This is a genomic window from Paenarthrobacter sp. A20 (genome assembly GCF_024168825.1).
GTDB lineage: Bacteria > Actinomycetota > Actinomycetes > Actinomycetales > Micrococcaceae > Arthrobacter.
The window spans coordinates 4,459,837-4,486,066 of record NZ_JALJWH010000001.1; the positions used below are offsets into that span (position 1 = coordinate 4,459,837).

General features: G+C 63.8%; 23 protein-coding genes. 5 read left to right on the top strand and 18 right to left on the bottom strand.

The genetic code is table 11. From position 1 onward, the window contains the following. Nucleotides 1–102: 102 nt before the first annotated feature. The 3 genes from guaB to J3D46_RS20705 form a co-directional block, all read right to left on the bottom strand. Nucleotides 103–1,614: an IMP dehydrogenase gene (guaB, locus tag J3D46_RS20695; RefSeq protein WP_253468657.1), complete on the bottom strand. Its 1,512-nt coding sequence runs from the start codon at nucleotides 1,612–1,614 to the stop codon at nucleotides 103–105. A gap of 272 nt (nucleotides 1,615–1,886) precedes the next feature. After that, nucleotides 1,887–3,971: an acyltransferase family protein gene (locus J3D46_RS20700; RefSeq protein ID WP_253468659.1), complete on the bottom strand. Its 2,085-nt coding sequence runs from the start codon at nucleotides 3,969–3,971 to the stop codon at nucleotides 1,887–1,889. Next, nucleotides 3,968–6,028 carry an acyltransferase family protein gene (locus J3D46_RS20705; RefSeq protein ID WP_253469268.1) on the bottom strand — a complete coding sequence of 687 codons (2,061 nt, stop codon included), beginning with the start codon at nucleotides 6,026–6,028 and terminating at the stop codon, nucleotides 3,968–3,970. The genes J3D46_RS20700 and J3D46_RS20705 overlap by 4 nt, the downstream gene beginning before the upstream one ends. Before the next feature lie 226 nt (nucleotides 6,029–6,254). On the opposite strand from J3D46_RS20705, the gene J3D46_RS20710 reads away from it, so the two are divergent. Beyond that, the gene (locus tag J3D46_RS20710) at nucleotides 6,255–7,250 is read left to right on the top strand and encodes a DUF389 domain-containing protein (protein ID WP_231339540.1); all 996 of its coding nucleotides are present in this window, start codon (nucleotides 6,255–6,257) and stop codon (nucleotides 7,248–7,250) included. Here the strand turns inward: J3D46_RS20710 and J3D46_RS20715 are convergent. From J3D46_RS20715 to J3D46_RS20735, 5 genes are all read right to left on the bottom strand, one after another. Then, a complete protein-coding gene (locus J3D46_RS20715; protein WP_231339539.1) occupies nucleotides 7,145–8,293 on the bottom strand; it encodes an NAD(P)/FAD-dependent oxidoreductase in 1,149 nt (382 codons plus the stop codon). The two genes, J3D46_RS20710 and J3D46_RS20715, sit on opposite strands and share 106 nt — an antisense overlap. Before the next feature lie 140 nt (nucleotides 8,294–8,433). After that, the gene (locus tag J3D46_RS20720) at nucleotides 8,434–10,068 is read right to left on the bottom strand and encodes a response regulator transcription factor (protein WP_231339538.1); all 1,635 of its coding nucleotides are present in this window, start codon (nucleotides 10,066–10,068) and stop codon (nucleotides 8,434–8,436) included. 160 nt (nucleotides 10,069–10,228) lie between these two features. Then, on the bottom strand, nucleotides 10,229–11,842 hold the full coding sequence (groL, locus tag J3D46_RS20725; RefSeq protein WP_231339537.1) for a chaperonin GroEL: 1,614 nt from the start codon (nucleotides 11,840–11,842) through the stop codon (nucleotides 10,229–10,231). Between the two features lie 84 nt (nucleotides 11,843–11,926). Then, nucleotides 11,927–12,223 (bottom strand): co-chaperone GroES, encoded by a 297-nt coding sequence (gene groES, locus J3D46_RS20730; protein WP_011775524.1) that lies wholly within the window; start codon nucleotides 12,221–12,223, stop codon nucleotides 11,927–11,929. A gap of 192 nt (nucleotides 12,224–12,415) precedes the next feature. Next, nucleotides 12,416–12,778 carry a hypothetical protein gene (locus tag J3D46_RS20735; RefSeq protein WP_231339536.1) on the bottom strand — a complete coding sequence of 121 codons (363 nt, stop codon included), beginning with the start codon at nucleotides 12,776–12,778 and terminating at the stop codon, nucleotides 12,416–12,418. 67 nt (nucleotides 12,779–12,845) lie between these two features. Between J3D46_RS20735 and J3D46_RS20740 the strand changes: the two genes are divergently transcribed. Next, entirely contained in the window at nucleotides 12,846–14,075 is a 1,230-nt protein-coding gene (locus J3D46_RS20740) for a class I SAM-dependent methyltransferase (protein WP_231339535.1), read from the top strand. 6 nt (nucleotides 14,076–14,081) lie between these two features. On the opposite strand, the gene J3D46_RS20745 is transcribed toward J3D46_RS20740, so the two are convergent. From J3D46_RS20745 to J3D46_RS20755, 3 genes are read right to left on the bottom strand one after another with little or no spacing between them, the layout of a single operon-like run. Next, on the bottom strand, nucleotides 14,082–14,894 hold the full coding sequence (locus J3D46_RS20745) for a shikimate 5-dehydrogenase (protein ID WP_231339534.1): 813 nt from the start codon (nucleotides 14,892–14,894) through the stop codon (nucleotides 14,082–14,084). A 34-nt stretch (nucleotides 14,895–14,928) separates the two neighbouring features. Further along, on the bottom strand, nucleotides 14,929–15,051 hold the full coding sequence (gene ykgO, locus J3D46_RS20750; RefSeq protein WP_011775528.1) for a type B 50S ribosomal protein L36: 123 nt from the start codon (nucleotides 15,049–15,051) through the stop codon (nucleotides 14,929–14,931). A 50-nt stretch (nucleotides 15,052–15,101) separates the two neighbouring features. Then, complete coding sequence (locus J3D46_RS20755) at nucleotides 15,102–16,253, bottom strand: GTP-binding protein (protein ID WP_231339533.1); 1,152 nt, start codon at nucleotides 16,251–16,253, stop codon at nucleotides 15,102–15,104. A gap of 165 nt (nucleotides 16,254–16,418) precedes the next feature. Between J3D46_RS20755 and J3D46_RS20760 the strand changes: the two genes are divergently transcribed. Next, on the top strand, nucleotides 16,419–17,570 hold the full coding sequence (locus tag J3D46_RS20760) for a glutamate--cysteine ligase (RefSeq protein WP_231339532.1): 1,152 nt from the start codon (nucleotides 16,419–16,421) through the stop codon (nucleotides 17,568–17,570). On the opposite strand, the gene tsaD is transcribed toward J3D46_RS20760, so the two are convergent. From tsaD to J3D46_RS20790, 6 genes are read right to left on the bottom strand one after another with little or no spacing between them, the layout of a single operon-like run. After that, nucleotides 17,567–18,751, bottom strand: coding sequence for a tRNA (adenosine(37)-N6)-threonylcarbamoyltransferase complex transferase subunit TsaD (gene tsaD / locus J3D46_RS20765; protein WP_231339531.1), 1,185 nt, complete (start codon nucleotides 18,749–18,751; stop codon nucleotides 17,567–17,569). The two genes, J3D46_RS20760 and tsaD, sit on opposite strands and share 4 nt — an antisense overlap. Beyond that, nucleotides 18,748–19,245 carry a ribosomal protein S18-alanine N-acetyltransferase gene (gene rimI / locus J3D46_RS20770; RefSeq protein WP_253468661.1) on the bottom strand — a complete coding sequence of 166 codons (498 nt, stop codon included), beginning with the start codon at nucleotides 19,243–19,245 and terminating at the stop codon, nucleotides 18,748–18,750. Before rimI ends, tsaD begins: the two co-directional genes overlap by 4 nt. 13 nt (nucleotides 19,246–19,258) lie before the next feature. Further along, on the bottom strand, nucleotides 19,259–19,930 hold the full coding sequence (gene tsaB, locus J3D46_RS20775; RefSeq protein ID WP_253468663.1) for a tRNA (adenosine(37)-N6)-threonylcarbamoyltransferase complex dimerization subunit type 1 TsaB: 672 nt from the start codon (nucleotides 19,928–19,930) through the stop codon (nucleotides 19,259–19,261). After that, on the bottom strand, nucleotides 19,930–20,496 hold the full coding sequence (gene tsaE, locus J3D46_RS20780; RefSeq protein ID WP_253468665.1) for a tRNA (adenosine(37)-N6)-threonylcarbamoyltransferase complex ATPase subunit type 1 TsaE: 567 nt from the start codon (nucleotides 20,494–20,496) through the stop codon (nucleotides 19,930–19,932). Before tsaE ends, tsaB begins: the two co-directional genes overlap by 1 nt. Beyond that, nucleotides 20,493–21,746 carry an alanine racemase gene (alr, locus tag J3D46_RS20785; protein ID WP_231339527.1) on the bottom strand — a complete coding sequence of 418 codons (1,254 nt, stop codon included), beginning with the start codon at nucleotides 21,744–21,746 and terminating at the stop codon, nucleotides 20,493–20,495. Before alr ends, tsaE begins: the two co-directional genes overlap by 4 nt. 56 nt (nucleotides 21,747–21,802) lie before the next feature. Further along, nucleotides 21,803–22,897 (bottom strand): carbohydrate kinase family protein, encoded by a 1,095-nt coding sequence (locus J3D46_RS20790; protein WP_231339526.1) that lies wholly within the window; start codon nucleotides 22,895–22,897, stop codon nucleotides 21,803–21,805. Nucleotides 22,898–22,961: 64 nt separating this feature from the next. Between J3D46_RS20790 and J3D46_RS20795 the strand changes: the two genes are divergently transcribed. Beyond that, the gene (locus tag J3D46_RS20795; protein ID WP_253468668.1) at nucleotides 22,962–24,359 is read left to right on the top strand and encodes a 6-phospho-beta-glucosidase; all 1,398 of its coding nucleotides are present in this window, start codon (nucleotides 22,962–22,964) and stop codon (nucleotides 24,357–24,359) included. Here the strand turns inward: J3D46_RS20795 and J3D46_RS20800 are convergent. Then, nucleotides 24,340–24,858: a GNAT family N-acetyltransferase gene (locus J3D46_RS20800; protein ID WP_231339524.1), complete on the bottom strand. Its 519-nt coding sequence runs from the start codon at nucleotides 24,856–24,858 to the stop codon at nucleotides 24,340–24,342. The genes J3D46_RS20795 and J3D46_RS20800 overlap by 20 nt on opposite strands. Nucleotides 24,859–24,974: 116 nt before the next feature. Between J3D46_RS20800 and mshA the strand changes: the two genes are divergently transcribed. Then, the gene (mshA, locus tag J3D46_RS20805) at nucleotides 24,975–26,219 is read left to right on the top strand and encodes a D-inositol-3-phosphate glycosyltransferase (protein ID WP_231339523.1); all 1,245 of its coding nucleotides are present in this window, start codon (nucleotides 24,975–24,977) and stop codon (nucleotides 26,217–26,219) included. Nucleotides 26,220–26,230: the final 11 nt, after the last annotated feature.

A 26,230-nucleotide genomic window follows, 5' to 3' on the forward strand; every position in this document is an offset into this window, starting at 1 on the left:
CCCCAGCCTATTCTCCCGGGCCGACAATTCCGCTTGCCCGTCAACAGCCGGTCCGTTAAAGAACTGTTCCCCGCGGAGGTCTCCGCGGGGAACAGGCGATTCTTAGCGTGAGCCGTAATTGGGGGCTTCCACTGTCATTTGGATGTCGTGCGGGTGCGATTCCTTGAGCCCGGCAGGGGTGATGCGGACGAACTTGCCGCGGGCCTTGAGCTCGGAGATGGTGGGTGCGCCCGTGTAGAACATGGTCTGGCGGAGGCCGCCAACCAACTGGTAGGCAACGGAAGCCAACGGGCCGCGGAAGGCTACGCGGCCTTCGATGCCCTCGGGGATCAGCTTGTCATCGCCGGAGACGTCGGCCTGGAAGTAACGGTCCTTGGAGTAGGACGTGTTCTTGCCGCGGGACTGCATGGCACCGAGGGAGCCCATTCCGCGGTAGCTCTTGAATTGCTTGCCGTTGACGAAGATGAGTTCGCCCGGCGATTCCTCGCAGCCAGCCAGCAGCGAGCCGAGCATCACGGTGTCGGCACCGGCGACCAGTGCCTTGCCGATGTCGCCGGAGTACTGCAGGCCGCCGTCGGCGATCAGCGGAACTCCGGCCGGGATGGCTGCCTTGGCGGATTCGTAGATAGCGGTGATCTGCGGAACGCCGACACCGGCAACAACGCGGGTGGTGCAGATGGATCCGGGGCCAACGCCTACCTTGATGCCGTCGGCGCCGGCGTCGATCAGCGCCTGGGCGCCTTCACGGGTTGCGGCCTGCCCACCGATGATGTCCACGTGGGCAGCAATCGGATCCGACTTCAGGCGGCGGATCATGTCAAGCACGCCCTGGGAGTGACCGTTGGCGGTGTCCACGAACAAAGCATCCACGCCGGCGTCGATGAGCTTCATGGCGCGCTCCCAGCCGTCGCCGAAGAAGCCGATGGCAGCACCGACGCGCAGGCGGCCTTCGTCGTCCTTGGTGGCCAGCGGGTACTGCTCAGCCTTGGTGAAGTCCTTGGTGGTGATCAGGCCCTTGAGGCGGCCCTGCTCGTCAACGAGCGGGAGCTTCTCGATCTTGTTGGTGGCCAGCTTGTGCGAGGCTTCCTCGCGGCTGATACCCACGTGCCCGGTGATGAGCGGCATCTTGGTCATGGCGTCGCTGACGCTGCGCAGCGGGAATTCCGATTCCGGGATGAAGCGGGTGTCGCGGTTGGTGACGATGCCCAGCAGGCGTCCGTCAGCATCCACGACGGGAAGGCCGGAGACGCGGTAGCGGGAACACAGTTCGTCCAGTTCCTGCAGCGTGGCCTGGGGGCCAATGGTCAGTGGGTTGGTGATCATGCCGGACTCGCTGCGCTTGACGCGGTCAACGTGCTCGGCCTGGTCATCGATGGACAGGTTGCGGTGAACCACGCCCAAACCGCCCTGCCGGGCCATGGCGATGGCCATGCGGGATTCGGTCACCGTGTCCATAGCAGCGGAGAGCAGCGGGGTCTGCACGGAGATGCGCTTGGAGATGCGGGATGACGTGTCCGCGTCGGACGGAATGACATCGGTGTGGCCCGGGAGCAACAGGACGTCGTCGTACGTCAGGCCGACAAAGCCAAAGGGATTGTGTTCGGGCTGGGTCATGAGTGTGCGCCTCTTACCTGGGTTCTTGGGGGCTTAACTGGTAGGGGTTGCAACTGATGACCAGCCCGTCATTACGGGACTGGCCTGTGCATCGGTACTTCGGCATGGGTACTGCGTGGGAGAAAGTGCTGCCGGGTATTGAATAAATAGTAGAACCTTCGCGCCTATCGCCATATTCCGCGACGCCCCAGTGTGAGCAACAGCACTGGCGGCAGGCCGGCGTCGCGCGTGTCGGAGCCCGGCCGCAGGCCGAACCCAACCGAAGGACGAAACTAGCCGCCGGACCATCCCGTGGCGGCCAGGAGGCGCTCTTCAAACATGGGAATCATGCTCTGCACGTACGTTTTGGTGAGGTGGTTGTCGTCCTTGTAGACATAGACGTTGCCCACCACGGCCGGACATGTCCCCTGCTCGCAGATGAAATCGCTCATGTCCATCAGGTACAGCCGCTCCACCTTGCCCAGGTAATCGTCCAAGGGCGACGACGCCGCCAAGGACTCCTCGAGCGGGGCATTGCAGTCCGGCGAATCGGGACCCTTCTTCTGCACGCATTCAGGCATGTTGATGCTGAACCTCGGATTGTCACGGACACCCACAACATCGATGCCGGCATCCGTGAACGGCTGGATTCCCTCGAGGTACCCGGGGACTTCCGTCTCGAAAGGCGCCGTGACGTGCGTCAGGGAAGCAACGGTGAACACGGCATCCGGCTTATGTTCCATGACATAGGCGGCACTGGCCTGGTTGAACTCGTTGCACTCCTGAGTCCGTTCAGGGGACTCTGCCCCGAACCGGCAGCTGCCCTTCAGGAGCGTGACCACTTCCCATCCATGCTGCTTGGCAATCGGGCCCAGGGCAGCCATGTACTGCTGGGCATGCGAATCGCCGAGCACCACGATTTCCTTGGTGACTTCCTCGGGCTCCTCGTTCTGCAGGCACCCTTCCAACAGAGGGTCCGACGGCACATTGTCGCCCGTGCAGAGTCCGTCGATGTCTGCCCACTCGTCCTTCATGGCAGCCGGTGCCGGGATGATCATGGCTTCCTGCGTGGGTGCGCCGACGTACTCCGGGGACAGGGCTGCGGCTCCCGGGGTCAGCTCCTTGGGCTGGTCCGCGATCGCTGCGCCTTCGGCCGCAATGGCGCCCTGCCACGCGGTGACAGGCAGCGCCAGCAGCGCACCGCAGCAGGCAATCACGACGGCGGCACGCCAGGACCGTACGTCGGGCCACTCCCAGCGGCGCATTGGTACTTCCACGTACTTGGTGGTGGCCACGGCCAGCAGCATGGAGGCGGCCATGATGCCCAGGCCCTGGAGGAGGTTGGGTGAAGTTGCCCCGGAAACCAACAGGAAGAAGACAAGGACAGGCCAATGCCAGAGATAGAGGGCATAGGAGTTATCGCCCACCAGGACCAGAGGCCGCGAGCTGAGGAGGCGATCCACGCCGAAACGGCTGCCGCTCTGTCCTGCCACGATGACCGCCGCGGCGGCGAGGGTGGGCCACAGCGCCACGAACCCCGGGAAAGAGCGATCCACGGTCAGGACCAGACCGCAGGCGAGCATGGCGGTGATCCCGGTCCACCCAAGGAAGACGCGGAGCCGGCGTCCAGGCTTCAGGTAAGGCAGGGCCAGCGCCAGCAAAGAGCCCAGGGCGAATTCCCACAGACGTGCGCGGGTATCGAAGTAGGCGTACTCCTGGTTGTTGGCGGTCTGCTCGATGGAGAAAGCAAGCGAGGCCACGAACACTGCCCCGAACGCCATGAACAGCAATGCCCGGTGGGCAACAGCCTTCCGGCCCGGGAAAAGCCTGGCCAACTGCGGCTGCAACAACGCAACGGCGGCGAAGACCAGCGGCCACAGAATGAACACCTGGCCTTGGACGGACAGGGACCAGAAATGCTGGAGCGGGCTGGCACCCGAATGATCCTGGGCGTAGTAGTCCACGGCCGTGTCAGCCAACTGCCAGTTCTGCCGGTACAACAGCGACGCCCACGCCTCAGCGAGGACATCCGGCCAGCGGCTCTGGGGGATGAAGGCCCAGGTGGCTGTCAGGACACCCAACAGGACCACGACGACGGCGGGCAGCAGCCGCTTGAAGACGTGGAGCCAGTGCCGCAGGAGCCGTAAGGGCTTACGGCTTTCCAGTTTGCGCGTGAACGACAACGTCAGCAGGAATGCCGAGATCAGCAGAAAGACGTCCACACCGCCGGAGACCCGGCCAAGCCAAATATGATAGGTCGCCACCATCAGAACAGCCAGTGCGCGCAGTCCTTGGACCTCCGGACGGAAGCCGGGTTTCGACGTCGTGCGTTTCTGTCCGGCGGCGGGTGCCGTTTCGGTAGCTTGTGTGTTCATCATCGCTGCCACCCTGTCGCGGCAAACCACCTTTCTTCAAACATCTCGGCCATGCTGGTCACATATGTCCGGGACAGGTGGTTGTCATCCAAGTACACGAACATATTGCCCACCACGCTCGGACACGTGATGCCATCGCACAGCAGGTCGGTCATGTCCAGGAACGCGGCGCTGCCAAAGCTCCCCTGTACGGCAGCGAACGGGCTTTCCGTGGCGAGGACGTCGGGCTGGTCAGACTTGCAGTCAGCGCTGTCCACGCCCTTGGACAAGGCACATTCGGTGACGTTGTAGTCGTACCGCGGGTTGTCACGGATAGCCACAACCTCAATGCCGAGGTCGTTGAAGTTGGTGACCGTCTGCTCAAAGCCGTACACCAACTGCTCATCGGGCGATGACGGCGATGCCATGGTTCCCACCATGAAAACAGCGTCCGGCGCTTGGGCCGCGGCGTACTTGAGGGCGGCGGCGTTGAAGTCGTTGCAGCCGTCCTCGGCGTCGGGGTTGTCCGGCATGAAATGGCATCCGCCCAGCAAGAGGGCGGTTACCTTCCAGTGTTCGGCCTCGGCAAGGGGGCCAAGTGCGGCCAACCATTGCTGCGAGTGCGAGTCGCCCAGCACCAGGATGTCCTTGACGGCGTCGTCGTCCGCCACGGCGTTCTGCTGGCATTTATCCTGCAGCATCTTTTCGTCCGGTTTCGACTGGCCCTCGCACGGTCCTGCGAGAGTTGCCCAGTCCTCCGGCAATTGCTCAGCCGTGGGCAGGGTCTTCGCACCGTCGCTGACCAGGTCAACGTATCCGGGGACGAGTGCGTGGGCGCCAGGATTGTCATTGAAAGCCTGCGCCTGGGCAGCTTTGAGGTCCAGGTCCTGCTTGTACTGGAATCCCAAGAGCGGCGCGCACGCCACGGCAAGGCAGGCGGCGATGGCGATGGCAGAGCGGCGGCGCTTGACCTCGGGCCATTTCCATTCACGGAACGGCTTCTCCACATACTTGGTGGTTAGGAAAGCCAACGTGAGCGCCAGCGCGATGATGGCGGTTCCCGACAACCAGCCTGCGTGGTCCTTGCCGCTCCAGGCCAGGGCGATCACCAAAATGGGCCAGTGCCACAGATAGAGGGCATAGGAGTTGTCGCCCAACCGAACCAGGAACTTTGAACTCAGGATCCGGTCCACGCCGAAGCGGCTCCCGGTCTGGCCGGCGGCAATGACGGCGACTGCCGCGAGCGTGGGCCACAGCGCAACGAATCCGGGGAACGCCGTCTGCACCTGGAGCAGGATCCCACACGTGAGCATCGCAACCACACCGATCCACCCCATGACCACTCGCACGGGCTTCGCGAAGTTCAAGCCCGGGATGATCAGTGCAAGCAAGGTACCGAGGGCGAACTCCCAGAGCCGCGCAAAGGTGTCGAAGTAGGCCACAGCCTGGTTGCTGGCAGTAAAGATCACTGAGTACGTGAGGGATATGACGAAAATGATCGCGAAAACGTAAGCGAGAGTGGCCCGGTACCGCAGGCTGAACCTGCGGCAAATAAGCGCAACGGTGGCGAAAATGACGGGCCATAAGATGAAAACCTGGCCTTGGATGGACAGGGACCAGAAGTGCTGCAGAGGACTGGCGAGGCTGTGGTCGGTTGCGTAGTAATTGACCGCCAGGCCTTGGAGGAGCCAGTTTTCGAAGTAGAACAGTGCGGCCCACGACTGGTGGACCACCTCCACCCAGCGTGTTGGTGGGAGGAAGGCGAACGTCGCCGCGAGCGTACTCAAGAGGACCACGACGACGGCGGGGAGCAGCCGCCGGAACAGGTGCAGCCAGTGCCGCAAGAGGTCCATGGGGCGGCCCTGCTTGTAGCGTCCGGTGAACTGCAGCGTCATGAGGAACGCTGAGATAAGGAGGAAGACGTCCACGCCTCCGGAAACCCGGCCAATCCAGATGTGGTAGCTCACCACCATGAGGACGGCGAGGGACCGAAGGCCCTGGATTTCGGGGCGGAACTTCGACTTTGCAACGGGTCCGGAAGGCCGCCTGCCGGCACGGGCAGGGGCTGGGATCGTTGGCATAGTCACGTTAGGCAGTTCCTCAAAGCTGTGGCACAAAGCATCAATCATACGCGGATTGGCGGCCCCAACCCAGTCGGGACAGCTTTCTGGACCGGCTTCCGAGGCTTAATTAGCTCAGGTCAGCCTATGGATTTTCCCAGCCCTGCCTGTGCGTGGCCTGTGCCCGGATCACCGCAAACCACACCATGCGGAACTACGCTGGAGCCGGGTCGAAGGAAGGACATCCATGATCGTGCAACTGCGCCTCTGCGTGCCTGCGGACTTGTCCGAGGCCGTCCTTGAATGCTGCTCAGGTCAAACCGGCGCCGCGGAGGTGGCACTTCACAAAGGCGCGTCCGTGGTACCGCCCGGCGACGTGATCACCGTCCAGATCGCCCGGGAATCCGCGGAAGGGCTGATCGGGCGGCTTCATGCCCTCAAGGTTCCGGACCTGGGCTCAATCTCCGTCTCGTCACCCGACTTGGTCTTGTCCAAGCGCGCCGACGACGCCGAGAAGGCAGCGCCCGGCGAATCGGCAGACGCCGTCATTTGGGACGAGGTTTCCAGGCAAACGGGCGAGGACTCAAAACTGACGTGGAGCTTCCTGGCATTCCTGGTGATTGCTACACAGTTGGCAGCGATCGGAATTGTGACCGATTCAACGATCGCAATTGTGGGTGCCATGGTGGTTGGGCCGGAGTTTGGACCCCTTGCCGCGTTGGCGGTGGGACTGGTGGAACGGAAGTGGCGATTGGTACGGGCCTCGCTGCTCGCCCTTGCTGTTGGCTTTCCCCTGTCCATGGTGGTCACCGCAATTGCCGCATGGTTGTCCGTACCCCTTGGGTTGTTTCCGGACGACACACTCGAGCGCGGATCCGCCGTCGAGTTCATTTACCATCCGGGCCCATACTCGCTGATAGTGGCTGCACTCGCGGGCGGGGCGGGAATGCTCTCCATGATCACGCATCGATCCTCAGCGCTGGTGGGTGTCTTCATTTCCGTCACTACTGTTCCGGCTGCCGGCTATGTTGCCGTCGCCCTGGTGCTGGGTGAATACAGCAAAGCGGCAGGATCAGCCATGCAGCTGGCACTCAACCTGGTAGGAATCGTGTCAGCTGCAGCTGCTGTGTTGCTGTTCTACCGGCTCGTCGGCAAGCGGGTCTCCCTGGCCCGGCGACCATCCGCCTCAGGACGACGCGCTGACATGGGCCGACGCTCCTTTGCCAACCGGCGGGCCAGGTAGCGGGCATCGCGGGTAACTCCGGGAAGTGTTGCCGACGCGGCAGCGAACAGGAACTCCTGGCCGATGAAGTACACGCCTGGAACGTCGTTGGCCACTCCCCTGGTCTGCCTCGGCTCACCTCGATCGTCGAACACCGGCAGCTTCACCCACGAGTAATCCTCGTGATAGCCCGTGCACCAGATAACGTTTGCGGCCTCGACCCGTGTCCCATCATCCAAGACCGGCAAACCGTGTGAAACCCCCTCCAATCTGGGGCCAAGCTGGACTCCGGCGGCCGCCAAGTCCTTGGTCTTTGTCCTGATCAGCGGGGCAGCCATGCTCTTAAAACCCGGAGCTGCCTTTCGTCCGATGGGCGTGTTGAGCGTGAGGACATGGACACCAAGGAATTTGACGACCGGCAAGGCAAAACGCGCCGCTGTCCGGCCGTGGCGCATCGGCATCTCGCCACTGGGCTTGCCGGCAAGCACAGTGTGATGGGATCGCCCGAGCTCAAACGCGATCTCCGCCCCGGAGTTTCCCAGGCCGACCACCAGCACAGTTCCAGCCTGCAGTTGACCCGGGTTCTTGTAGTCCTGTGAATGCAGCTGGACAATCGCTTGATCCAGCTCTCCCGCGAAGGGTGGCTGCTTCGGAATACGGTGTCCGCCCGTGGCAATCACCACGTTGCGGGCGTGCCAGGTGCGGTCCCCTGCCCGGACTGCGAAAACATCACCGTCGGCTACGATTTCGTCCACACGGGTGCTTGCAACGAAGGGTAGGTCGAAGCGGCGTACATAGTCCTCCAAGTAATCGGCCAACTGATCCTTGGTTGGGAAAGCCAGGCGGTCGCCGGGGAATGGACTGCCCGGAAGGCCGTCATACTTGGCGGGTGTGAAGAGTTTGAGGGAGTCCCACCGCTGCCGCCAGGCCTCCCCCGGCCTCTTGTATTGATCCAGGATCAGGAAGTCCCGCCCTTCCCGGGCCAGCCAGAACCCGAGCGCGAGCCCGGCCTGGCCACCTCCCACGATCACGGTGTCCATTTCTGTGTCCTGATGCGCTTCCATGGCTGTTCCCCTTCCATCTGTGGTGCTGCCTGGGTGCTGATACAGCCAAGATATTGCTGCGGACTCCGCCACCGCGTCGGCCGAATTGCGCATACCAGGAGCCGGGGCATGGGTATTCCTACCCACCAACTGAGGGAAATTCAGCGAATCAGGCCGTGCTCAAAGGCGTAGCTGGTGGCAGCCGCCCTGGACGGCACAGCGAGCTTGGAAAAGATATTGCTCAGGTGCCGGGCCACGGTTTTCTCGCTGAGATACAGCTCGCGTGCAATCGCTTTGTTCGCCAGGCCACCGGCGACGAGCCGCAGGACTTCCACTTCCCGCACCGTCAGTGAGGACGGGTCCTTGGGTTTGTGACCGGCAAGTTCCAAGACTTCGGCCGCTGCCGGGGTTGCCCCCAGATCAGCGAATTCAGCTGTGGCCGCCTCGTACTCCATGGCCGCCGAGTCCACATCGCCCAATGCTGCGCACGCCCGGCCGGCAAGGACCCGGCATCGTGCAGCCTGATAGGGGGCTTCCAAGCTGTACCAAATCCGCCAAGCCCTCCTCGATGCTTGAAGCGAGCCCGCGGGATCGCCCTCGGCAAGCAGCACATGGGCTGAGGCCAGGGAAGCAAACGCCAACTCCAAGGGCCGGCTTTCACTGTGCAACGGTGCAGACAACTCATCTGAGGCGGCCCTTGCGGCGGCCACGTCTCCTGCGGCAAGCTCGATGTCCACGACGGCGGGGAGCAGCCGGCGACGGTTGGCCGGATCCGCGCCGGACAACGCCCGGCGCATGGTGTTTTTCGCCTGTGCCGTTTTGTGCTGGACCAGGTGGAGGTACGCGATTCCCGGGACGGGTTCGAAGCCTGTCTCTGCAGCCTTTGCATAGGCACGACCTGCGTCGTCCAACCACCCCGTCAGACGAAGAACTTCGCCCTGCTGGTACCAGCTGCCGAAGGTGGCATCCGGGTCACCCTTCCTGATCCGCCCCTCGGCCGCCCGTGCAACGGACAGGGCTTCGTCCCAGGCACCATGGAGGATGAGCAACTCTGCACGGTTTGCCTGGCACTGGCCACTGAACATCACCATGTCCGGACGTTCGCCGCACCACCGTTCCAGTGCGGCCGTCCACTCCTGGGCCCTGTGGACGTCCTGGGCCAGGCGGCAACTTCCCAGAACGGCGCAGTAGATGATTCCCGCAGGTATGGGAGAGACTTCTCCGGAAGTCACCGACACCATGACCTCGTCAAGGAGTTCCAGCCCCTCATCCATGCGTCCAAGTGAAACCCGTGAGGTGCCCACTCCGAGCATTCCCATCGCTTGGAGATCGCGGTCATGGAGGAGGGTGCCAATCTCCAATGCCCTGCCGAACACACCGTGCCCGGCTTCAGGGTCGCCCGCCCTCAACAAACCCAGTCCGGCAGGAATGAGGAGGTAGCCTTCCGCGGAACTGGGGCCGGCCAGGCCCTCAAGCAAATGCTTCGCGCGGGCCAACCATCCTTGTCCGAGTGCCTGCTCGCCCATGTCCATGAGGAACATGACCAGCCAAGCGGCGCATCGCGCTGCACTGTTCGCGTCCCCCATGGTCAGGTATTCGTCGTGCGCCCGGGTCAGATACTGCACACTCTCCGTGTTCAGTCCGAGCAGCATGGCCACCGAAGCAACCAGTTCGATGTCCTGGGGAGGCAGTCCGCCTTCGGCGTCCGCGCGGACAAGGCAATCAAGGGCATCACTCCAGCGGCGTTCGGAGTATGCCGAGCGTCCCAGGTCCAAGTCTGTATCCGGAGCTGTCATGGCTCACCCTGCGGGTGGTGGCGGCCCGGTTGGTACCCAAGCCGCAGCGTTTAGCGTCAGGTTACCGCCGCCGTCGAACGCCGACAATAGCGTCGCCGCGCCGCAGGTGACGACAAAAAACCCCGGTCACCAACGTGACCGGGGTTCCTTGGACAGGGTGCTAGTGGCTGTGGCCTGCGTGTGCGTCTTCTTCCTCAGCCGGCTTCTCGACAACCAGGGTCTCGGTGGTGAGAACCAAGGCAGCGATGGAAGCGGCGTTGCGGAGAGCGGAACGGGTGACCTTGACGGGGTCGATCACGCCAGCGGCGATCAGGTCCTCGTACTCGCCGGACTTGGCGTTGAAACCGTGGTTGGCTTCCAGCTCGGAAACCTTGGCAACAACCACGAAGCCGTCGAAGCCGGCGTTCTGGGCGATCCAACGCAGCGGCTGGATCAGGGCGCGGCGGACGATGCCCACAGCTGCTGCTGCGTCACCTTCCAGTGCCTTGACGGCCGGGGACTCGTCCAGTGCCTTGAGGGCGTGGATGAGGGCGGAACCGCCGCCGGAGACGATGCCTTCTTCGAGGGCTGCGCGCGTGGAGGAAACAGCGTCCTCGATGCGGTGCTTCTTTTCCTTCAGCTCAACCTCGGTGGCTGCGCCAACCTTGATCACGCCGATGCCGCCGGCCAGCTTGGCCAGGCGTTCCTGCAGCTTTTCCTTGTCCCAGTCGGAGTCCGTCCGGGTGAGCTCAGCACGCAGCTGTGCTACGCGGTCGGCGACGTCCTGGGCCGTACCGGCTCCGTCCACGATGGTGGTGTTGTCCTTGGTTACCGTGATGCGGCGCGCGGTACCGAGTACTTCGAGGCCAACGGTGTCCAGTGTCAGGCCGAGGTCCGGGGAAACAACCTGGGCGCCCGTAAGCGTGGCGATGTCCTGGAGCATGGCCTTGCGGCGGTCGCCGAAGCCCGGAGCCTTGACGGCAACAACGTTGAGCGTGCCGCGGATGCGGTTGACGATCAGCGTGGAAAGGGCTTCGCCTTCGATGTCTTCAGCAATGATGAAGAGCGGCTTGTTGGCCTGCAGGGCCTTCTCCAGAAGCGGCAGGAAGTCCTGCAGCGAGGAGATTTTGCCCTGGTTGATCAGGATGAGGGCGTCTTCGAGGACGGCTTCCTGGCGCTCTGCGTCGGTGACGAAGTACGGGGACAGGTAGCCCTTGTCGAACTGCATGCCTTCGGTCAGAACCAGCTCGGTCTGCGTGGTGGAGGACTCTTCAATGGTGATGACACCGTCCTTGCCAACCTTGCCGAACGCTTCGGCAAGGAGCTCGCCGACCTCGTCGCTCTGCGCGGAGATGGCTGCAACGCTGGCAACCTGGGTGCCTTCGACTTCGCGGGCGTTCTCCAGGAGGCGGGCGGCGATGGCTTCAACGGAAACCTCGATGCCACGCTTGATCTCGCCCGGAGCGGCGCCGGCAGCAACGTTGCGCAGGCCTTCCTTGACCAGGGCCTGGGCAAGCACGGTGGCTGTGGTGGTGCCGTCGCCGGCGACATCGTTGGTCTTGGTGGCTACTTCCTTGGCCAGCTGGGCGCCAAGGTTCTCGTAGGGGTCGTCAAGCTCAACTTCGCGGGCGATGGTGACGCCGTCGTTGGTGATCGTGGGAGCGCCCCACTTCTTGTCCAGCACGACGTTGCGGCCGCGCGGGCCAAGCGTCACCTTGACAGTGTTGGCGAGCTTGTCGATACCGGCCTCAAGAGACCGGCGGGCAGCATCGTTAAAAGCAAGCTGCTTTGCCATGGTTGTGTCCTTTCAAGACAGAAAACCCGCACCGCTGACGGTCGGAATGATTCCAACTCGGCGGCGGTGCGGGGCTCCGGGAAGTTACTTTACGACGATCGCAAGGACGTCGCGGGCGGACAGAACGAGGTACTCGTTGCCGCCGGTCTTGACTTCGGTTCCACCGTACTTGGAGTAGATGACGACGTCGCCAACAGCTACGTCAACCGGTACGCGGTTACCGTTGTCATCGAAGCGGCCGGGGCCGATTGCAACAACTTCGCCTTCCTGCGGCTTCTCCTGTGCGGAGTCCGGAATTACCAGGCCGGAAGCCGTGGTCTGCTCTGCTTCGAGCGGGCGAACAACAATACGATCCTCAAGAGGCTTAATCGAGACCGACACTCGGACTCTCCTTTTCATGAGCTGATTCATGGACTAAGAACTAGGGTGCCGGAGCGTACAACCGTCGTCGCGGTGCCGGAAGACGCTTGGCGTGATTAGCACCCTCCGGGGGAGAGTGCTAACAAGACTCTATGTAAGTGGTTAGCACTCGGTCAAGGTGAGTGCCAGCATTTCGTCATGGGTGAACGTCCATCAACGGCCGGTGAGGTCGTCCAGATCGTAGTCTTCGCCGTCGTCGTCCTCATCAAGCGGTGCATTGCCGCGGTTCAGGTACAGCAGCACGGCAGAAGCAACAGCGACGACGCCGGCAATCACCAGGGTGATAATGCCACCGGTCCGGGCGCCGCTGTAGAGCTCGCGAATGTCGCGTGCCTCGTCGGTGGCGTCGTTGACGCTTTTCCCGGCCACCGAATACGTGGCCGCATTAAAAGAATCCAGCGCGAAGATAATGATCAGCAGGCCGATGCAAACCACCGCGATCACGGCCCCCGCGATGAGGGCGGGTCGGGCAAACTTTGTGATGGTGGAGGGTTGCGGGGCTGCGTTGTCGTCCATGAAAACAACCCTATCTGGCTGATTCGCAAGTCACGTTGTCAAGTGCCGCGCCGTTAGGCTTGATCCCATGCCTCACGCACCGCAGGAACAGATCGCACCCTTGCTGACCACCGAAGGATGGGAACTTCTTGCCTCCTTGGGGCCTTACCGGGAGTCCGAGGCATTCAGCGTCAACGCCGATCTCCGGAAGGCAGGCCACTCCCCTGAACTCGTGGCGGCGGTCCTGACCCAATCACGGTTGAGGACCCGTGCGGAAGCCAAGTTTGGCGAGTTCGCGCGCCAGATGCTGTTCACCCAGGCCGGCTTGGAACAGGCCACCCGGTTGAACGTCGCTGCCCGGCACGCCGAACGTTTCGCCAAGGCCGGCATCACCCACGTGGCAGACCTTGGATGCGGGCTCGGTGCCGATTCGATGGCGATGGCCTCCATGGACATTGCCGTCACGGCCGTGGAAATGGATGAAACCACAGCTGCGTGCGCCACCATCAACCTCATGCCTTTCCCGCACGCCACCGTGGTGCACTCCGATGCCACGTCCGTGGAACTGGACGGGATCGACGGCGTGTGGCTGGATCCGGCCCGGCGCACCACCTCCACATCGGGGACAAAGCGGATCTGGGACCCGGAAGCGTTCTCCCCGCCGCTGTCGTTCGTGGAGCGCCTGGCGGCCACCGGCCGCGCCATCGGCGTCAAAATGGGTCCGGGCATCCCCCACGACTCCGTGCCATCGGGCTGCGAAGCCCAGTGGGTCTCGGTGGGCGGCGACGTCACCGAAGTCACCTTGTGGTTCAACGCAGTGGCCCGCCCAGGCGTGCGTCGGGCCGCCCTGGTCATTGGCAGCCAGGGCGCAGCCGAAATCACCAGCGGCGAGGATTTCGACGGCGGTCCGGTGGCCGCCGTCGGGCCCGTTGAAGGTTTCTTGTACGAGCCCGATGGTGCGGTGATCCGCGCAGGCCTGGTGGCCGACGTCGCTGAGCGGCTCGGCGGGCACCTGGTGGATGAGCACATCGCCTACATCTGCGCACCCGAACTGCATGACACTCCATTTGCCCGCGCCTACAAGGTGCTCGAAGTGATGCCCTACAACGTCAAGGCCCTCAAAGCCTGGGTGAAAAACAATGGCATCACCGTGCTGGACATCAAGAAGCGCGGCACGGCAGTGACCCCGGAGGAGCTACGGAAGCAGTTGCTCCCCGCCAAGCCATCCAAGGGCAAGGACGCGAAAACAGCCACCCTGGTCCTCACCAGGATCGGCGAGGAGAGAGTGGCTGTTGTGGTGGAGCCGGTCTCGGTCTAGCCCGGGTCAGCGGCGCGAGAACTCCGAAGCTTCGCGGACCTGGGCAGCACCGGGGCGCACGCCTGTGTACAACACGAACTGTTCTTCTGCCTGGATGGCGATGACCTCGGCCCCGGTGATCACCTTCTTGCCGGCGTTCCGGGCCGCAGTGATGAGCGGAGTCTCCGAGGGCAGCGCAACGACGTCGAACACTGCCTGGGCAGCGGCAATCGCAGCGTCGTCGAAGGACTGTGCGGTCTCATCTTCACCTGCCATTCCGAGCGGTGTGACGTTGATGATGAGGTCCGCAGTTGAACCATTGACGTCGTCCTGCCACCCAAATCCGTACAGGTCCGCAAGGGCACGGCCAGTGGTTTCGTTGCGGGCAACGATGGTGACGGCGGTGAATCCCGCGTCACGGAGGGCTGCGGCCATGGCTTTGGCCATGCCGCCGGCACCGCGTAGCAGAACAGTGTGGCTCTGGGGAACCTGGTGGTCCTTCAAAAGCCTTGCGATAGCGATGTAGTCCGTGTTGTAGGCCGTGAGCACGCCGTCATTGTTCACGATGGTGTTCACCGAATCAATGGCCTTGGCCGATGGGTCCATCACGTCAACCAGGGGGATGACGGCCTCCTTGTAGGGCATGGACACCGCGGCGCCCCGAATCGGGAGGCCGCGGATGCCAGCCACTGCGAGCGTGATGTCCGCCGGGGCGAACGCCTTGTAGACAAAGTTCAAGCCGAGCAGATCGTACAAATAGTTGTGGAACCGGGTACCGATGTTGCTGGGCCGGGCCGCGAGCGAAATGCACAGGGACATGTCTTTGTTCAGGATTGGCATTCCCCCATTAAACAACGCCCATTAACCCTGCCGCTTAGCCTTGCCGCGCCTTCATCCGAGGGTTGTTCTTGTTGATCACGAATGTGCGTCCACGACGCCGGACGATCTGTGCCCCGGGAATCTTCTTGAGGGCTCGCAGCGAGTTCCTGACCTTCATGGTGTTTCTCCTTCTATTGGGGTGGGTTGGCGTGTTGGGTTGGCATGGGCTTAGAGGGCGTCGCTGAGCTCCAGGGGGTCGTCCCAGACCTCGAAGCCCAGTTCCATCTCCGCCTCGGTGAGTTGGCAGCCGTCCAGGAGCCCGCGGATCTCCCCCGCGTCGATGTCCTCGCAGCGCCCGGTGATGGCCAGGACCGTGCCGCGGTCGCCATGATGCGGATGCCAGTCCAGGAAAGCGTCGACGTCGGCGCCCGGCTTTCCGGCGTGGGCCTGTCCAGGTGCGGCAGCAGCCGAGTCGGCCAGCCACCTCCCCGTACTTTCGAGCCAGACCCTCGGCCCGATTCCCTGGACCGCGATGCGGGTGGCGGGAGCAGACGCAATCCACAGGCGGCCACGCATCCAATGGGTGCCTACGGCCAGTTGGGGCAGCGCATCACGGAAGCGCCCCGGATGCAACGGACGGCCTGCTTTGTGGAGCACCGTCCGGAAGGAACCTGACGTTTCGCTAACGGGAACACGTACGACGCCGGGCCGGTTACGGGCCGCTGCTTCGGCGTCGTCGAAGCATCCCGGCCGGAAGTCCCCTGCCGAACCAACCACGTTTGCATGGGGGGCCAACTGGCCAAGAAGTTCCAGTCCCAGCAGCCATGCCGCCGACCCCTCGCGCGGTTCCCCGGTCAATACTGCGCCCAAGCCGGGTCGAACCATCACGGTGTCCACCTGCCCAAACTCCCCGATCAGGAATTCGCCGCTGGTGCGCTCGTCCTGTGGCATGGAGGTGAACCCGGATTCGAACAGGGTGTGACGGTCCCAGATGTGGTCGTCCAGGTCCACGGGGTCCAAGGCGAGCACGGCGTTGTCTATGACGGCGGGCCGGCTGAGGCCGCGGCGAAGCTCTGCTACGGCCATTCCGGCCGCGACTCCGGGTGGCAAGCCGAGGACCACGTGGTCGAAACCGCAGGCGGCGAGGCGTTCCGCCGTCGGGACTACATCCAACCTGACTGTGCAGCTGAGGCAGCCATGTTCCAGGACTGTGGTTTCGCGTTCAAACAACTGGCCGCCACGGTACACCCGCCGCAGGACCAACGAGCCATCCAGGAGGTCATGGAGGACCACGACGGAATTGGCGTGGGTCCGGCCGAGCCGTTCAGTGGTGGCCTCACGGCATTGGCTGTCCAGGGAACTGACGACTGTGAGGTGCATGCGTCGATTCTAATGAGAATCATTATTATTAGCAAATGACGGCTCCTTTGCCCCACCAATCTGCCGATATCACCGGTGTTCCGGCTGCATTAGACTTGATCCGACCGCTGGCGGCCCCGCAGCGGGGAACCGCGCCCGGGTGGGAGAACACAATGAGGGGACTACGTGCAGATTGATTTTGCGCCATCCAGGCAATCGACACTGGGTGTGGAATGGGAGTTGGCGCTCGTCAATGCACGCACCGGGGAACTGGTATCCGTCGCGAACGATGTCCTCAAAGGCGTTTCCGCCAACCACCCCGACCTCAACGAGGACGACGAACACCCCCACATCAAGCGCGAGCTGCTCCTCAACACCGTTGAACTCGTCACGGGGATCTGCGAAACGGTCAAGGACGCCAAGGAAGACCTCAGCCGCTCCCTCGCCGCTGTCCGCGAAGTCACTGACCCCATGGGTGTTGAAGTGTTTTGCGCTGGAAGCCACCCCTTCAGCCCGCCCTTGCTCCAGCCCGTGACGGACAAAGAGCGCTACGCCAAACTGATTGAGCGGACCCAATGGTGGGGCCGCCAAATGGTGATCTACGGCGTTCACGTGCACGTGGGCATCGACCGCCGCGACAAAGTGCTCCCCATTCTGGACGGCCTGGTCAACTACTTCCCCCATTTCCAGGCGTTGTCCGCATCCAGCCCCTACTGGGCAGGGGAAGAAACCGGCTACGCGTCCCAGCGAGCCCTCATGTTCCAGCAGCTACCCACTGCAGGGCTGCCCTTCCAGTTCGACACGTGGGAGGCATACGAGTCCTACGTCCAGGACATGTTCACCACTGGCGTCATCGACTCCACGTCCGAAATCCGCTGGGACATCCGGCCCGTTTCCAACCTGGGCACCATTGAGATGCGCATCTGCGATGGCCTTGCCACGCTTGAAGAAGTGGGTGCCATTGCTGCGCTGACCCAGTGCCTGGTGGACGAGTTCTCCTCCATCCTGGACGCCGGCGGCACCATCCCCACCATGCCTCCGTGGCATGTGCAGGAGAACAAGTGGCGTGCCGCACGGTACGGCCTGGAAGCCATCATCATCCTCGACGCCGAGGGCAACGAGCAGCTTGTCACGGAGCACCTTGCGGAAACCGTCGAGCGGCTGGGTCCGGTGGCAGCAAAGCTCGGCTGCTCCGAAGAACTGGCCGACGTCTTGAAGATTGTCGAACGCGGAGCCAGCTACCAGCGCCAGCGGCGGGTTGCCGCTGAGCACAACGGAGACCTGCAGGCAGTGGTCATGGACCTCGTCCAGCAAATGCGCAAGGGTCCCGACGCCTAAGTCGCCGGTTGGGTGCCTTCCCGGGCAGGAAAAGCCTGGGCGGGCACCGACACAGTAGTCACCGGCATCGAGGAATCGGGCGCGAAAGAGACACCGCTCGGGCCGATGCCTGCCATGATCAGCTGGGCACCGAGGGCCGCCACCATGGCCCCGTTGTCCGTACAGAGGTCCAGCGGCGGCACATGCAGCGTGATTCCAGCTGAGGTACAGCGCTGCCCGGTCAGTTCCCGGAGCCGCGAGTTGGCTGCCACTCCCCCGCCAAGGAGGACGTCGGTGATGCCGTTTTCCTTGCAGGCCAGGACGGCCTTTGAACTGATGACGTCAACCACGGCTTCCTGGAAAGCCGCTGCGATGTCGGCCACCGGCACTTCCTCGCCACGGGCCTCGAACTGTTCCACGCACCGGGCCACGGCTGTCTTCAAGCCGCTGAACGACCAGTCGTAGCGGTGCGGGCCCTTGTCCTCGGCGGTCCCCATGTACTTGGGCTGGGTAAGGCCGCGCGGGAACCGGATGGACTTGGGGTTGCCCTGACGCGCCAGTTTGTCGATGGCAGGCCCACCCGGGTAACCGAGGCCAAGGATGCGGGCAACTTTGTCATAGGCCTCACCGGCGGCATCGTCGATGGTTGAGCCAAGCAGCTCAACGTCGTCAGTGATGCTCCTGATGCGCAGGATTTCGGTATGCCCACCTGATACCAGCAGAGCTCCGAGGTTCCCGGGCAGCTTTCCGGCTCCCAGGCCGGCGGCAGCACCGGCGTCGTGCTGTCCGTCAGTCCTGCGACGCCCATCCAGCAGCCCCACACCGACATGCGCCACCAAGTGATTAATCGCGTACAACGGTTTGCCCGTAGCCACGGCCAACGCCTTCGCAGCACAAACACCCACCATCAGGGCTCCGGCCAGTCCCGGACCGGAGGTGACGGCAATGGCGTCGATGTCGTCCAAGGTCACTCCCGCTTCGTGGAGCGATTCCTGGAGTGTCGGAACGAAAGCGTCCAGGTGCGCACGCGACGCGATCTCAGGGATGACACCGCCGAATCGCACGTGCTCGTCCATGGATGAGGACACCGTGTTGGTGAGCAGGGTGGTACCCCGCACGATGCCGACGCCGGTCTCGTCGCAGGAAGACTCGATACCGAGCACCAATGGCTGTCGGGGCTGTTCCGGATAAGGCCCGCTCACGCTGTGGCTCCTTCGTGGGGTTTGTTCAATTCAAGCCGCATGATCAGGGCGTCAGTGCCGTCGCGGTAGTAGCGGGGACGGACGTGGATCTGCTCGAACCCGAAGCGCAAGTACAGTTGCTGCGCGCGGGGATTGTCCGCGCGGACTTCCAACAGCACGTCCGCCGCACGGCGGCGCCGCGCTTCATCGATCAATTCGGTCAGGACAGCGGAGCCGATTCCCCTGCCTTCGAATTCAGGCACGACGGCGATTGTCTGGACGTCCGCGATCGGCTCGATGCACATCAACCCGGCGTAGGCCACGATCTCCCCCGCAACCTCGGCCACCACATAGCGACGGGTCCCGGGCTGGGCCAATTCGTCGAAGAACATCTGCAATGGCCAGGCGTCCACGGGGAACAGCCGACGCTCCAAGGCCTCCACCGCCGGGATGTCGGCCTCCGTCATGTCCCGCAGGGATACCCCGTCGAGCTCAAGCTTGGGTGAGAGTTTCACAGGTTCCGTCCCATCACAGAGCACGCTTCCGGGGCCCGGGAACCTGGGCATCCGATTCCCGCAAGTACAGGGGTGTGGAGTCGAGCAACGCCTGCCCGGCCGTGAGCTTGGCCAAGGCGAACTGGCCCAGCGACGCTGCATCGGGCTGGGTCCGGGCGAAGTCGCCATCCGCCCTGAGGACGTCGGCGTACAAGCCTGCGCCGGCGCCGAATACCGGCAGGTCCGGAAGTCCGGAGGCGAAGCCCACATGCGGGCCGTCCACGAGCACGGGAAGTTGGCTGTCGGCCAGTGTGTATCGCGCCCAGTAAACCTCTTTGCGCCGGGCATCTGTGGCCACCAGGAACTCAGGCGCGGCCGAGGTGGACCCGGCCACCTCAAGGGCGATCGCGTCCAGGCTCATCAGGCCGTACAGCGGCTTGTTCCACACGAAGGCCAATGTTCGCGCCGTTGCAATGCCGGAACGCAGGCCCGTGAAGGGGCCCGGCCCTACCCCCGTGACGATCGCATCAATGTCCGCGCCCGTGACGCCTGCTCCTGCCAGGAGCTTTTCGATGCCGGGGGCCAGGACTTCAGCGTGGCTGCGGGTGTCCTCTGTAGCGAAGGAATCCACCACGCTTTCCATGGCATCGTCCGAGATCAAGGCGGCGCTTGCCACCGCGGAGGTGTCTATGGCCAGGATCAGCATCAGTTGCCTTCCTCTGGTGACATGGTTTCAAGAAGTCGCGGAGCCTCGGCCCAGCGGGGACCATACCCCCGGACAACAAGGGTGCGGGGTTCGTCGGCGTCATCGCTATCGAAGTCCAGGACATCGTCCTCTGGCGATGGCATGCCAACTGCCCGGTACAGGTCAATCTCAAGGCGGCTTTCCGAGAGATGCTCCACGCGGTCCCGGCCCCATTCCACAACGGTGACTGAAGTGTCCATCGTGTTCTCCAGATCGATGTCGTCGATCTCTGCCGCCGATTCCAGCCGGTACGCATCCACATGAACCAGGTCCGGGCCGCCGGGCCGCGGACCATCGGCAAGATTGGGGTGGATACGGACCAACACAAAGGTGGGTGAAATGATGCCGGCACGGACTCCCAGACCCTCGCCGAGCCCCTGGGTGAACGTCGTCTTGCCCGCACCCAGCTCCCCGGTCAGGACCAGGAGGTCCCCGGCTTCAAGCACCTCACCCAAAGCGGCTGCGAGCGCGTGGGTCTGTTCCGCCGTCGTGACCTTCAGCGTGCGCTCCCATTGGGGATCGCTCACAGCGCCGCCGCTTCCGGTGCCTGGCGTGCAGCCGTGTGGGCTTCCGGCTGGCCGGGCATCTCGTTGATATAGCTGCGTGGAACGCGGGGACTGATCCGGGTGACGATTTCGTAGTTGTTGGTTCCCGCGGCTGCCGCCCAATCGTCCGCGGTGGGGCCGCCGTCGGCACCGTTGCCGAGCATGACGGCTTCAGCGCCCTTGAAGGCAGCCGCCGCTTCAGTCGTCAGTGGTCCGAGGTCGATGACCATTTGGTCCATCGCGATCCGGCCCACCACCGGGTAATTGACGCCGTTAACGCGGACCGGCCCGCCAGTTGCGATACGGGGAACGCCATCGGCATATCCCAGTGGAACCAGGCCGAGCGTGCTCTCCTCACTGGTGCGGTAGTTCAGACCGTAGGAGACGCCCTGCCCCTGCGGCACCTTCTTGCAGTTGGACAGAAGTGTTCGGACAGTCATTGCCGGATGCAGGCCAAGCTCGGCGGACGTGGCGCCTTCGAATGGTGAGAGACCGTAGATGCCGAGTCCGACGCGGACAAGGTCGAAGTGTGAGTCCGGGCGGGACAAGGCGGCGGGCGTGTTGGCAATGTGGCGGACTTCCGTGTCCACACCGGCGTCCTCAGCCATGGCGATTGCCTCGCGGAAGATTGCGAGCTGCTCATCGGTTTCCGGGCGGTGGGGTTCATCGGCAACAGCGAGGTGCGAGAAAATACCAACCACCCGCAACAGGCCTTGGTCCTGGTATTCCATGGCCTGGCCCAACAGCTGGTCCAGGTCCGCAATGGTGCAACCGTTACGGCCCAGGCCTGTGTCCACCTTCAGGTGGACCCGCGCGGGCCGTTCCTGTTCGCGGGCTGCCGCGACCACGGCATCCAGCTCCCAGCCTGAAATTCCGACGTCGATTCCGGCGGCCACCGCCGCTTGGAAGTTGCTTTCACGGGTGTGCAACCAAGCAAGCAAGGGGGCATCCACGCCGGCTGCGCGCAAGGCAAGTGCCTCCGAAATGTGCGCGACGCCGAGCCAGGCGGCTCCGGCGTCGAGGGCGGCCCGGGCCACCTGGACGGCTCCGTGGCCATAGGCGTCCGCCTTAACCACCGCCATGACCGCGGCGGGCGATGCGATGGCGACGAACTGTCGAACATTGTGCCGCACGGCTTCAAGGTCAATCACGGCGGAGCGTTCCAGCACCGCCGACTTTGCTATGGAGGCTTTCGACCCGATACCGATTTCTGCAGCTGCTTCGTAAGTCACCCTAGAGATTCTAGTAGTGCCGGTGAATTCGGGTTAACTGCGGCGCCGGCGTTCCGCTACTGTGCATCCGACAAATGCGCGATCGTTGCCCGGGCGCGTCGTTGGGCCTCCGCAGGGATGTCCTTCACGATCGGTTCCAGGAACGCGAAGCGCCGCAGCCACTGGCTGGACTGGCGTTCCTTTCTCGCGTTCGCCCGTTGCCACCAGTCGGCGATGTCGCCCCACCCGGGCGCAGCCAGGGAGCCACCCACTTCCTGGACTGCAAGCGAGGCGCACAGGTTGGCGAACCGGAGCCGGTCCCCCAGCCTCCATCCCGCCAGGCTCCCCACAATGAACGCTGCCCCGAAGCAGTCGCCCGCACCAGTGGGGTCGTAGGCGGATACAGGCAGGGAAGGCACCCATTCTTCCTCGCCGGTCTCGGAGTCCACGGCCACGGCCCCCTGTGGCCCGAGCGTCACGACGGCTACGGGAACGCGGTCAGCCAAGGAATAGAGTGCAGCCCAGGGGTCCGCCTTACCGGTGAAGGCCATGGCTTCGGGCGCGTTGGGCAGGAAGGCGTGGAAGTTCTCCAGCAAGTCAAGCCGGCGCTCGGACCACTCCCCGGTAGGGTCCCACCCCACCACGCCGAACAGTTTGGTACCGGACTCCTTGGCTGCCAGCATCCACGGCTCCAACTCCTCGCCCAGGTCAGCGACGGCGGCGAGCGCCTTGGGCGGCTGCCCTATCAGCTCGGAGGAACTGATGGGAGCGGGATGGCCGTGGGTGACCATGGATCTGTCCTGGTTGACGCACATGGAAACAGTGACCGGCGAGTGCCAGCCCGGAACCGTCCGCGACAACGAGAGATCAACGTGCTCCTGGGTTTCGAGGATCTGCCAGTTGTAGTCCCCGTAGCCATCGTCGCCGAAGGTCGCGGCGAGGTTGGTCCGCAGGCCCAACCGGGCAGCAGCGATGGCTTGGTTGGCCACGCCGCCAGGGCAACTTCCCATGCCCTCGCTCCAGACCTCCGTGCCGGGTTCGGGCGCGTGAGGGAGTCCCGTGAAGATGATGTCCTGGAAAACTGTTCCCGTCAGGAGAAGATCGCAGTGGTTGTCCCCATCAGGGCGCACGGCAGCAAGGGGGTCAAAACGTCGCTGGGGCATAGCGTCCATGCACCGCAGACTACGCTGCACCTGCAGGGCTGCATAGACTTGCCGCGCTGCATAGACTCGGACCATGCGGCTCATGATCGCCGGTGGCGGCGGCTTCCGGGTTCCCCTTGTCTACCGGGCTTTAGGCGCGGGTCCCTTCGCCGGGCTGGTGGACGAACTGGTGCTCTACGACGTGGACGCCTCGCGGCTCTCAGCCATCGAAGCAGTTGTCCGGGACATGCCCGCCACTGATGGTTCCGCTCCCGCCATCGTGGTCTCCACTGACCTTGGGGCGGCCCTCACCGGGACAGACATGGTTTTTGCCGCCATGCGCCCAGGCGGCACTGCCGGGAGGATCGCCGACGAACGCGTGGCACTTGAGCTCGGCCTGCTGGGCCAGGAAACCACGGGCGCCGGCGGGATCGCCTATGCGCTACGAACCATTCCCCGCATGCTTGAACTCGCCGAGGCGATGCGGCGTCACTGCCCCGATGCGTGGCTCATCAATTTCACCAATCCCGCCGGCATGGTGACGGAGGCGCTGGTACCTGTTTTGGGCCGCAAGGTCATCGGCATCTGCGATTCGGCCGGAGGCCTGGTCCAGCGGGCGGCCCGGGCTGTTGGCGCGCCGTTGAAAGAAGGAACTCTCGACGGCGTGGGCTACTTCGGGCTGAACCACCTCGGTTGGCTCTACCGTTTGGCACCGGGCGGCCGGGATCTGTTGCCGGGACTGTTGTCTGACCATGCGGCGCTGGAGTCCATGGAGGAGGGCAGGTTATTTGGGCAGCACACCCTGCTGCAGCTGGGCTGCCTGCCCAACGAATACCTTTACTACTACTACCAAACGGCGCACGCAACGGCTGCCATCCGCCGGCAACCTCAAACCCGTGGGGCGTCAATTCACCAGCAGCAGAGTTCCCTCTACCCGGCATTGGTCCATGCCGCCCACCCGTTTGAGCTGTGGGACGCCGCCCGACGGTCCCGCGAAGAAGGCTACTTGGCCGAGGCACGGACGCATGGAGAGCAACGGGACGAGGAAGACCTGGCCGGAGGCGGGTACGAACGCGTGGCGTTGTCCGTCATGCGTGCACTCTCAGGCGGCGGGGCTGCCCAGCTGATCTTGAATGTGCCCAACGCTCCGGTGTCGACTGCAGGCGGCAGGGCCCCGACGGAAGTGGCCGTACCCGGACTGCCGGGGGACGCCGTCGTCGAGGTTCCGTGCGAAGTGACTCCCGACGGCGCGTTGCCGCTTGCGCAGGAACGGCCGGGCGGGCAGTTCCTCACCCTGATGCAGCACGTCAAGGAGGTGGAGCGGCTGACGATCCGCGCAGTCGCTTCCGGCGAGCGCAACGCCGCCAGTGGCGCATTCGCGGCGCACCCGCTGATTGGCTCGGCGGAGTTGGGTGACCAGCTCCTTGCAGGCTATGAGGCGGCTTTTCCGGAACTGGCGCAATTGTGGGGCCCTACAGCTTCCGGTACATGACGTGCAGGCCGACGTAACCAATCTCCGGGTGGTCAAAAGCCTCAGGCACGGTGGCGAGGATCCGGAAGCCCATGGACTGCCATAACCACACCGCGCGGACGTTGCTCTCCACCACCGCGTTGTACTGCATCGCGTAGAACCCGGCGGCTTTGGCCTCGCTGAGGGAGTAGGCGCACAAAGCCCGGGCGATTCCCTGGCCCGAGTTGTTGGCCCCTACCATGTACCCGGCGTTGGCTACGTGGCTCCCTCCACCTGCTTGGTTGGCGTGGAACTCCCCCGTGCCCAGTACCTCGCCCGTGTCCTTGTGGACAGCCACGAATGTCTGACCCGGAGCATCTTTGATCCATTTGCTGCGGGCGACTTCCTCAGTGGTGTCGCGGTCCCAGGTGAAGGTTTCGCCGTCGCGGATTACCGGTTCAAGGATGGACCAGATACCGGGCCAGTCCATAAGGGTTGCTGTGCGGATGTCGAAAGTCTGTTCTTGGCTCACAGCGGCCACGCTAGCAGCCTTGGACACTGCGGGGTTGTCCCCAAATGCAGTTGGAGGGCAGGAGTAGTGTTTTCTGCAGGGCAAACATGGTTTTGCTGTTTGCTGTGAATGTCAGGAGGAATGCGGTGCCGTTGATCCGTCGGGTGGCGTTCCTGTCGTTGCATACCTCCCCCATGGAGCAGCCCGGGGCCGGGGATGCCGGCGGGATGAATGTCTACGTTCGGGCATTGGCGATGGCGCTGGCGGAGTCCGGTGTGGAGGTGGAGATCTTCACCCGTTCCACCAAGGCGGGCCAACCCGCCGTCGAGCATCCCGGGCCCGGCGTCTGCGTCCACAACGTCATGGCCGGACCGCGCCGGAAACTGCCCAAGGAAGAACTGCCGGCGCTCCTGCATCAGATGGTGGAGGAAATCGACAGGATCCGCGGCAGCCAGCTGCACGGCCGCTACGATGCCATCCATTCGCACTACTGGGTTTCCGGGGTGGCCGGGCTTGAGTTGTCCGAGCTGTGGGGTGTTCCACTGGTGCACACCATGCACACCATGGCCAAGGTCAAGAACCTCGTCCTCGAATCCGGGGAGCGTCCTGAGCCGCGCCGCCGCGAAGAAGGCGAACAACGGATCGTCGATGGTGCTGCCCGGCTGGTGGCCAACACTCCCGCCGAAGCTGAAGAACTGGTTTCCCACTACGGTGCAGACCTTGACAGGATCGATGTCGCGCCGCCCGGGGTGGACCTCAAAGTATTCACGCCGTCCTTCCGGCGGAAATCGCGTTCCTTGCGGGATGTCAGGCCGGACAGTTTCCATATCCTCTTCGCAGGGAGAATCCAGCGACTCAAGGGCCCCCAGGTGTTCGTCAAGGCGGCCGGTATCCTGCGCAAGCGCCGGCCGGACATTGATCTTGAGATGACCATCCTGGGGTCACTCAGTGGGGCCAAGGACTTCAACCTCCAGCACATCATCGAAGACGCCGGGCTGGCTGACGTCGTCACGCACCGCCCGCCGGTGGTGGCTCCTGAACTGGCCAGTTGGTTCCGTTCGGCAGACGTCGTGGTGATGCCCTCCTTCAGCGAATCCTTCGGTTTGGTCGCCTTGGAAGCACAGGCGTGCGGCACACCCGTGGTGGCTACAAATGTAGGCGGCCTGTCCCGCGCCATCTCGGACGGAAGGACCGGAATGCTGGTGGACGGTCACGACCCCTCCGACTGGGCAGACGCCCTCGAAGACCTGTATGACGATGCCCAGACGCGGGAAGACATGGGCCGGCTGGCCGCCACCCACGCCGAGTCCTTCGGATGGCAACGGACGGCAGCCATCACTTTGGAGAGCTACCGCGAAGCTGTAGGAGGCCTGCTGGTCCCGCGGCGCTGAGTCTTCGCCCG

Excerpts from the sequence above, each read along its gene's own strand:
- guaB (WP_253468657.1), bottom strand. The coding sequence starts at position 1,614 with ATGACCCAGCCCGAACACAATCCCTTTGGCTTTGTCGGCCTGACGTAC.
- J3D46_RS20700 (WP_253468659.1), bottom strand. The coding sequence starts at position 3,971 with ATGATGAACACACAAGCTACCGAAACGGCACCCGCCGCCGGACAGAAA.
- J3D46_RS20705 (WP_253469268.1), bottom strand. The coding sequence starts at position 6,028 with ATGCCAACGATCCCAGCCCCTGCCCGTGCCGGCAGGCGGCCTTCCGGA.
- J3D46_RS20710 (WP_231339540.1), top strand. The coding sequence starts at position 6,255 with ATGATCGTGCAACTGCGCCTCTGCGTGCCTGCGGACTTGTCCGAGGCC.
- J3D46_RS20715 (WP_231339539.1), bottom strand. The coding sequence starts at position 8,293 with ATGGAAGCGCATCAGGACACAGAAATGGACACCGTGATCGTGGGAGGT.
- J3D46_RS20720 (WP_231339538.1), bottom strand. The coding sequence starts at position 10,068 with ATGACAGCTCCGGATACAGACTTGGACCTGGGACGCTCGGCATACTCC.
- groL (WP_231339537.1), bottom strand. The coding sequence starts at position 11,842 with ATGGCAAAGCAGCTTGCTTTTAACGATGCTGCCCGCCGGTCTCTTGAG.
- J3D46_RS20735 (WP_231339536.1), bottom strand. The coding sequence starts at position 12,778 with ATGGACGACAACGCAGCCCCGCAACCCTCCACCATCACAAAGTTTGCC.
- J3D46_RS20740 (WP_231339535.1), top strand. The coding sequence starts at position 12,846 with ATGCCTCACGCACCGCAGGAACAGATCGCACCCTTGCTGACCACCGAA.
- J3D46_RS20745 (WP_231339534.1), bottom strand. The coding sequence starts at position 14,894 with ATGCCAATCCTGAACAAAGACATGTCCCTGTGCATTTCGCTCGCGGCC.
- ykgO (WP_011775528.1), bottom strand. The coding sequence starts at position 15,051 with ATGAAGGTCAGGAACTCGCTGCGAGCCCTCAAGAAGATTCCCGGGGCA.
- J3D46_RS20755 (WP_231339533.1), bottom strand. The coding sequence starts at position 16,253 with ATGCACCTCACAGTCGTCAGTTCCCTGGACAGCCAATGCCGTGAGGCC.
- tsaB (WP_253468663.1), bottom strand. The coding sequence starts at position 19,930 with ATGCTGATCCTGGCCATAGACACCTCCGCGGTGGCAAGCGCCGCCTTG.
- J3D46_RS20790 (WP_231339526.1), bottom strand. The coding sequence starts at position 22,897 with ATGGACGCTATGCCCCAGCGACGTTTTGACCCCCTTGCTGCCGTGCGC.
- J3D46_RS20795 (WP_253468668.1), top strand. The coding sequence starts at position 22,962 with ATGCGGCTCATGATCGCCGGTGGCGGCGGCTTCCGGGTTCCCCTTGTC.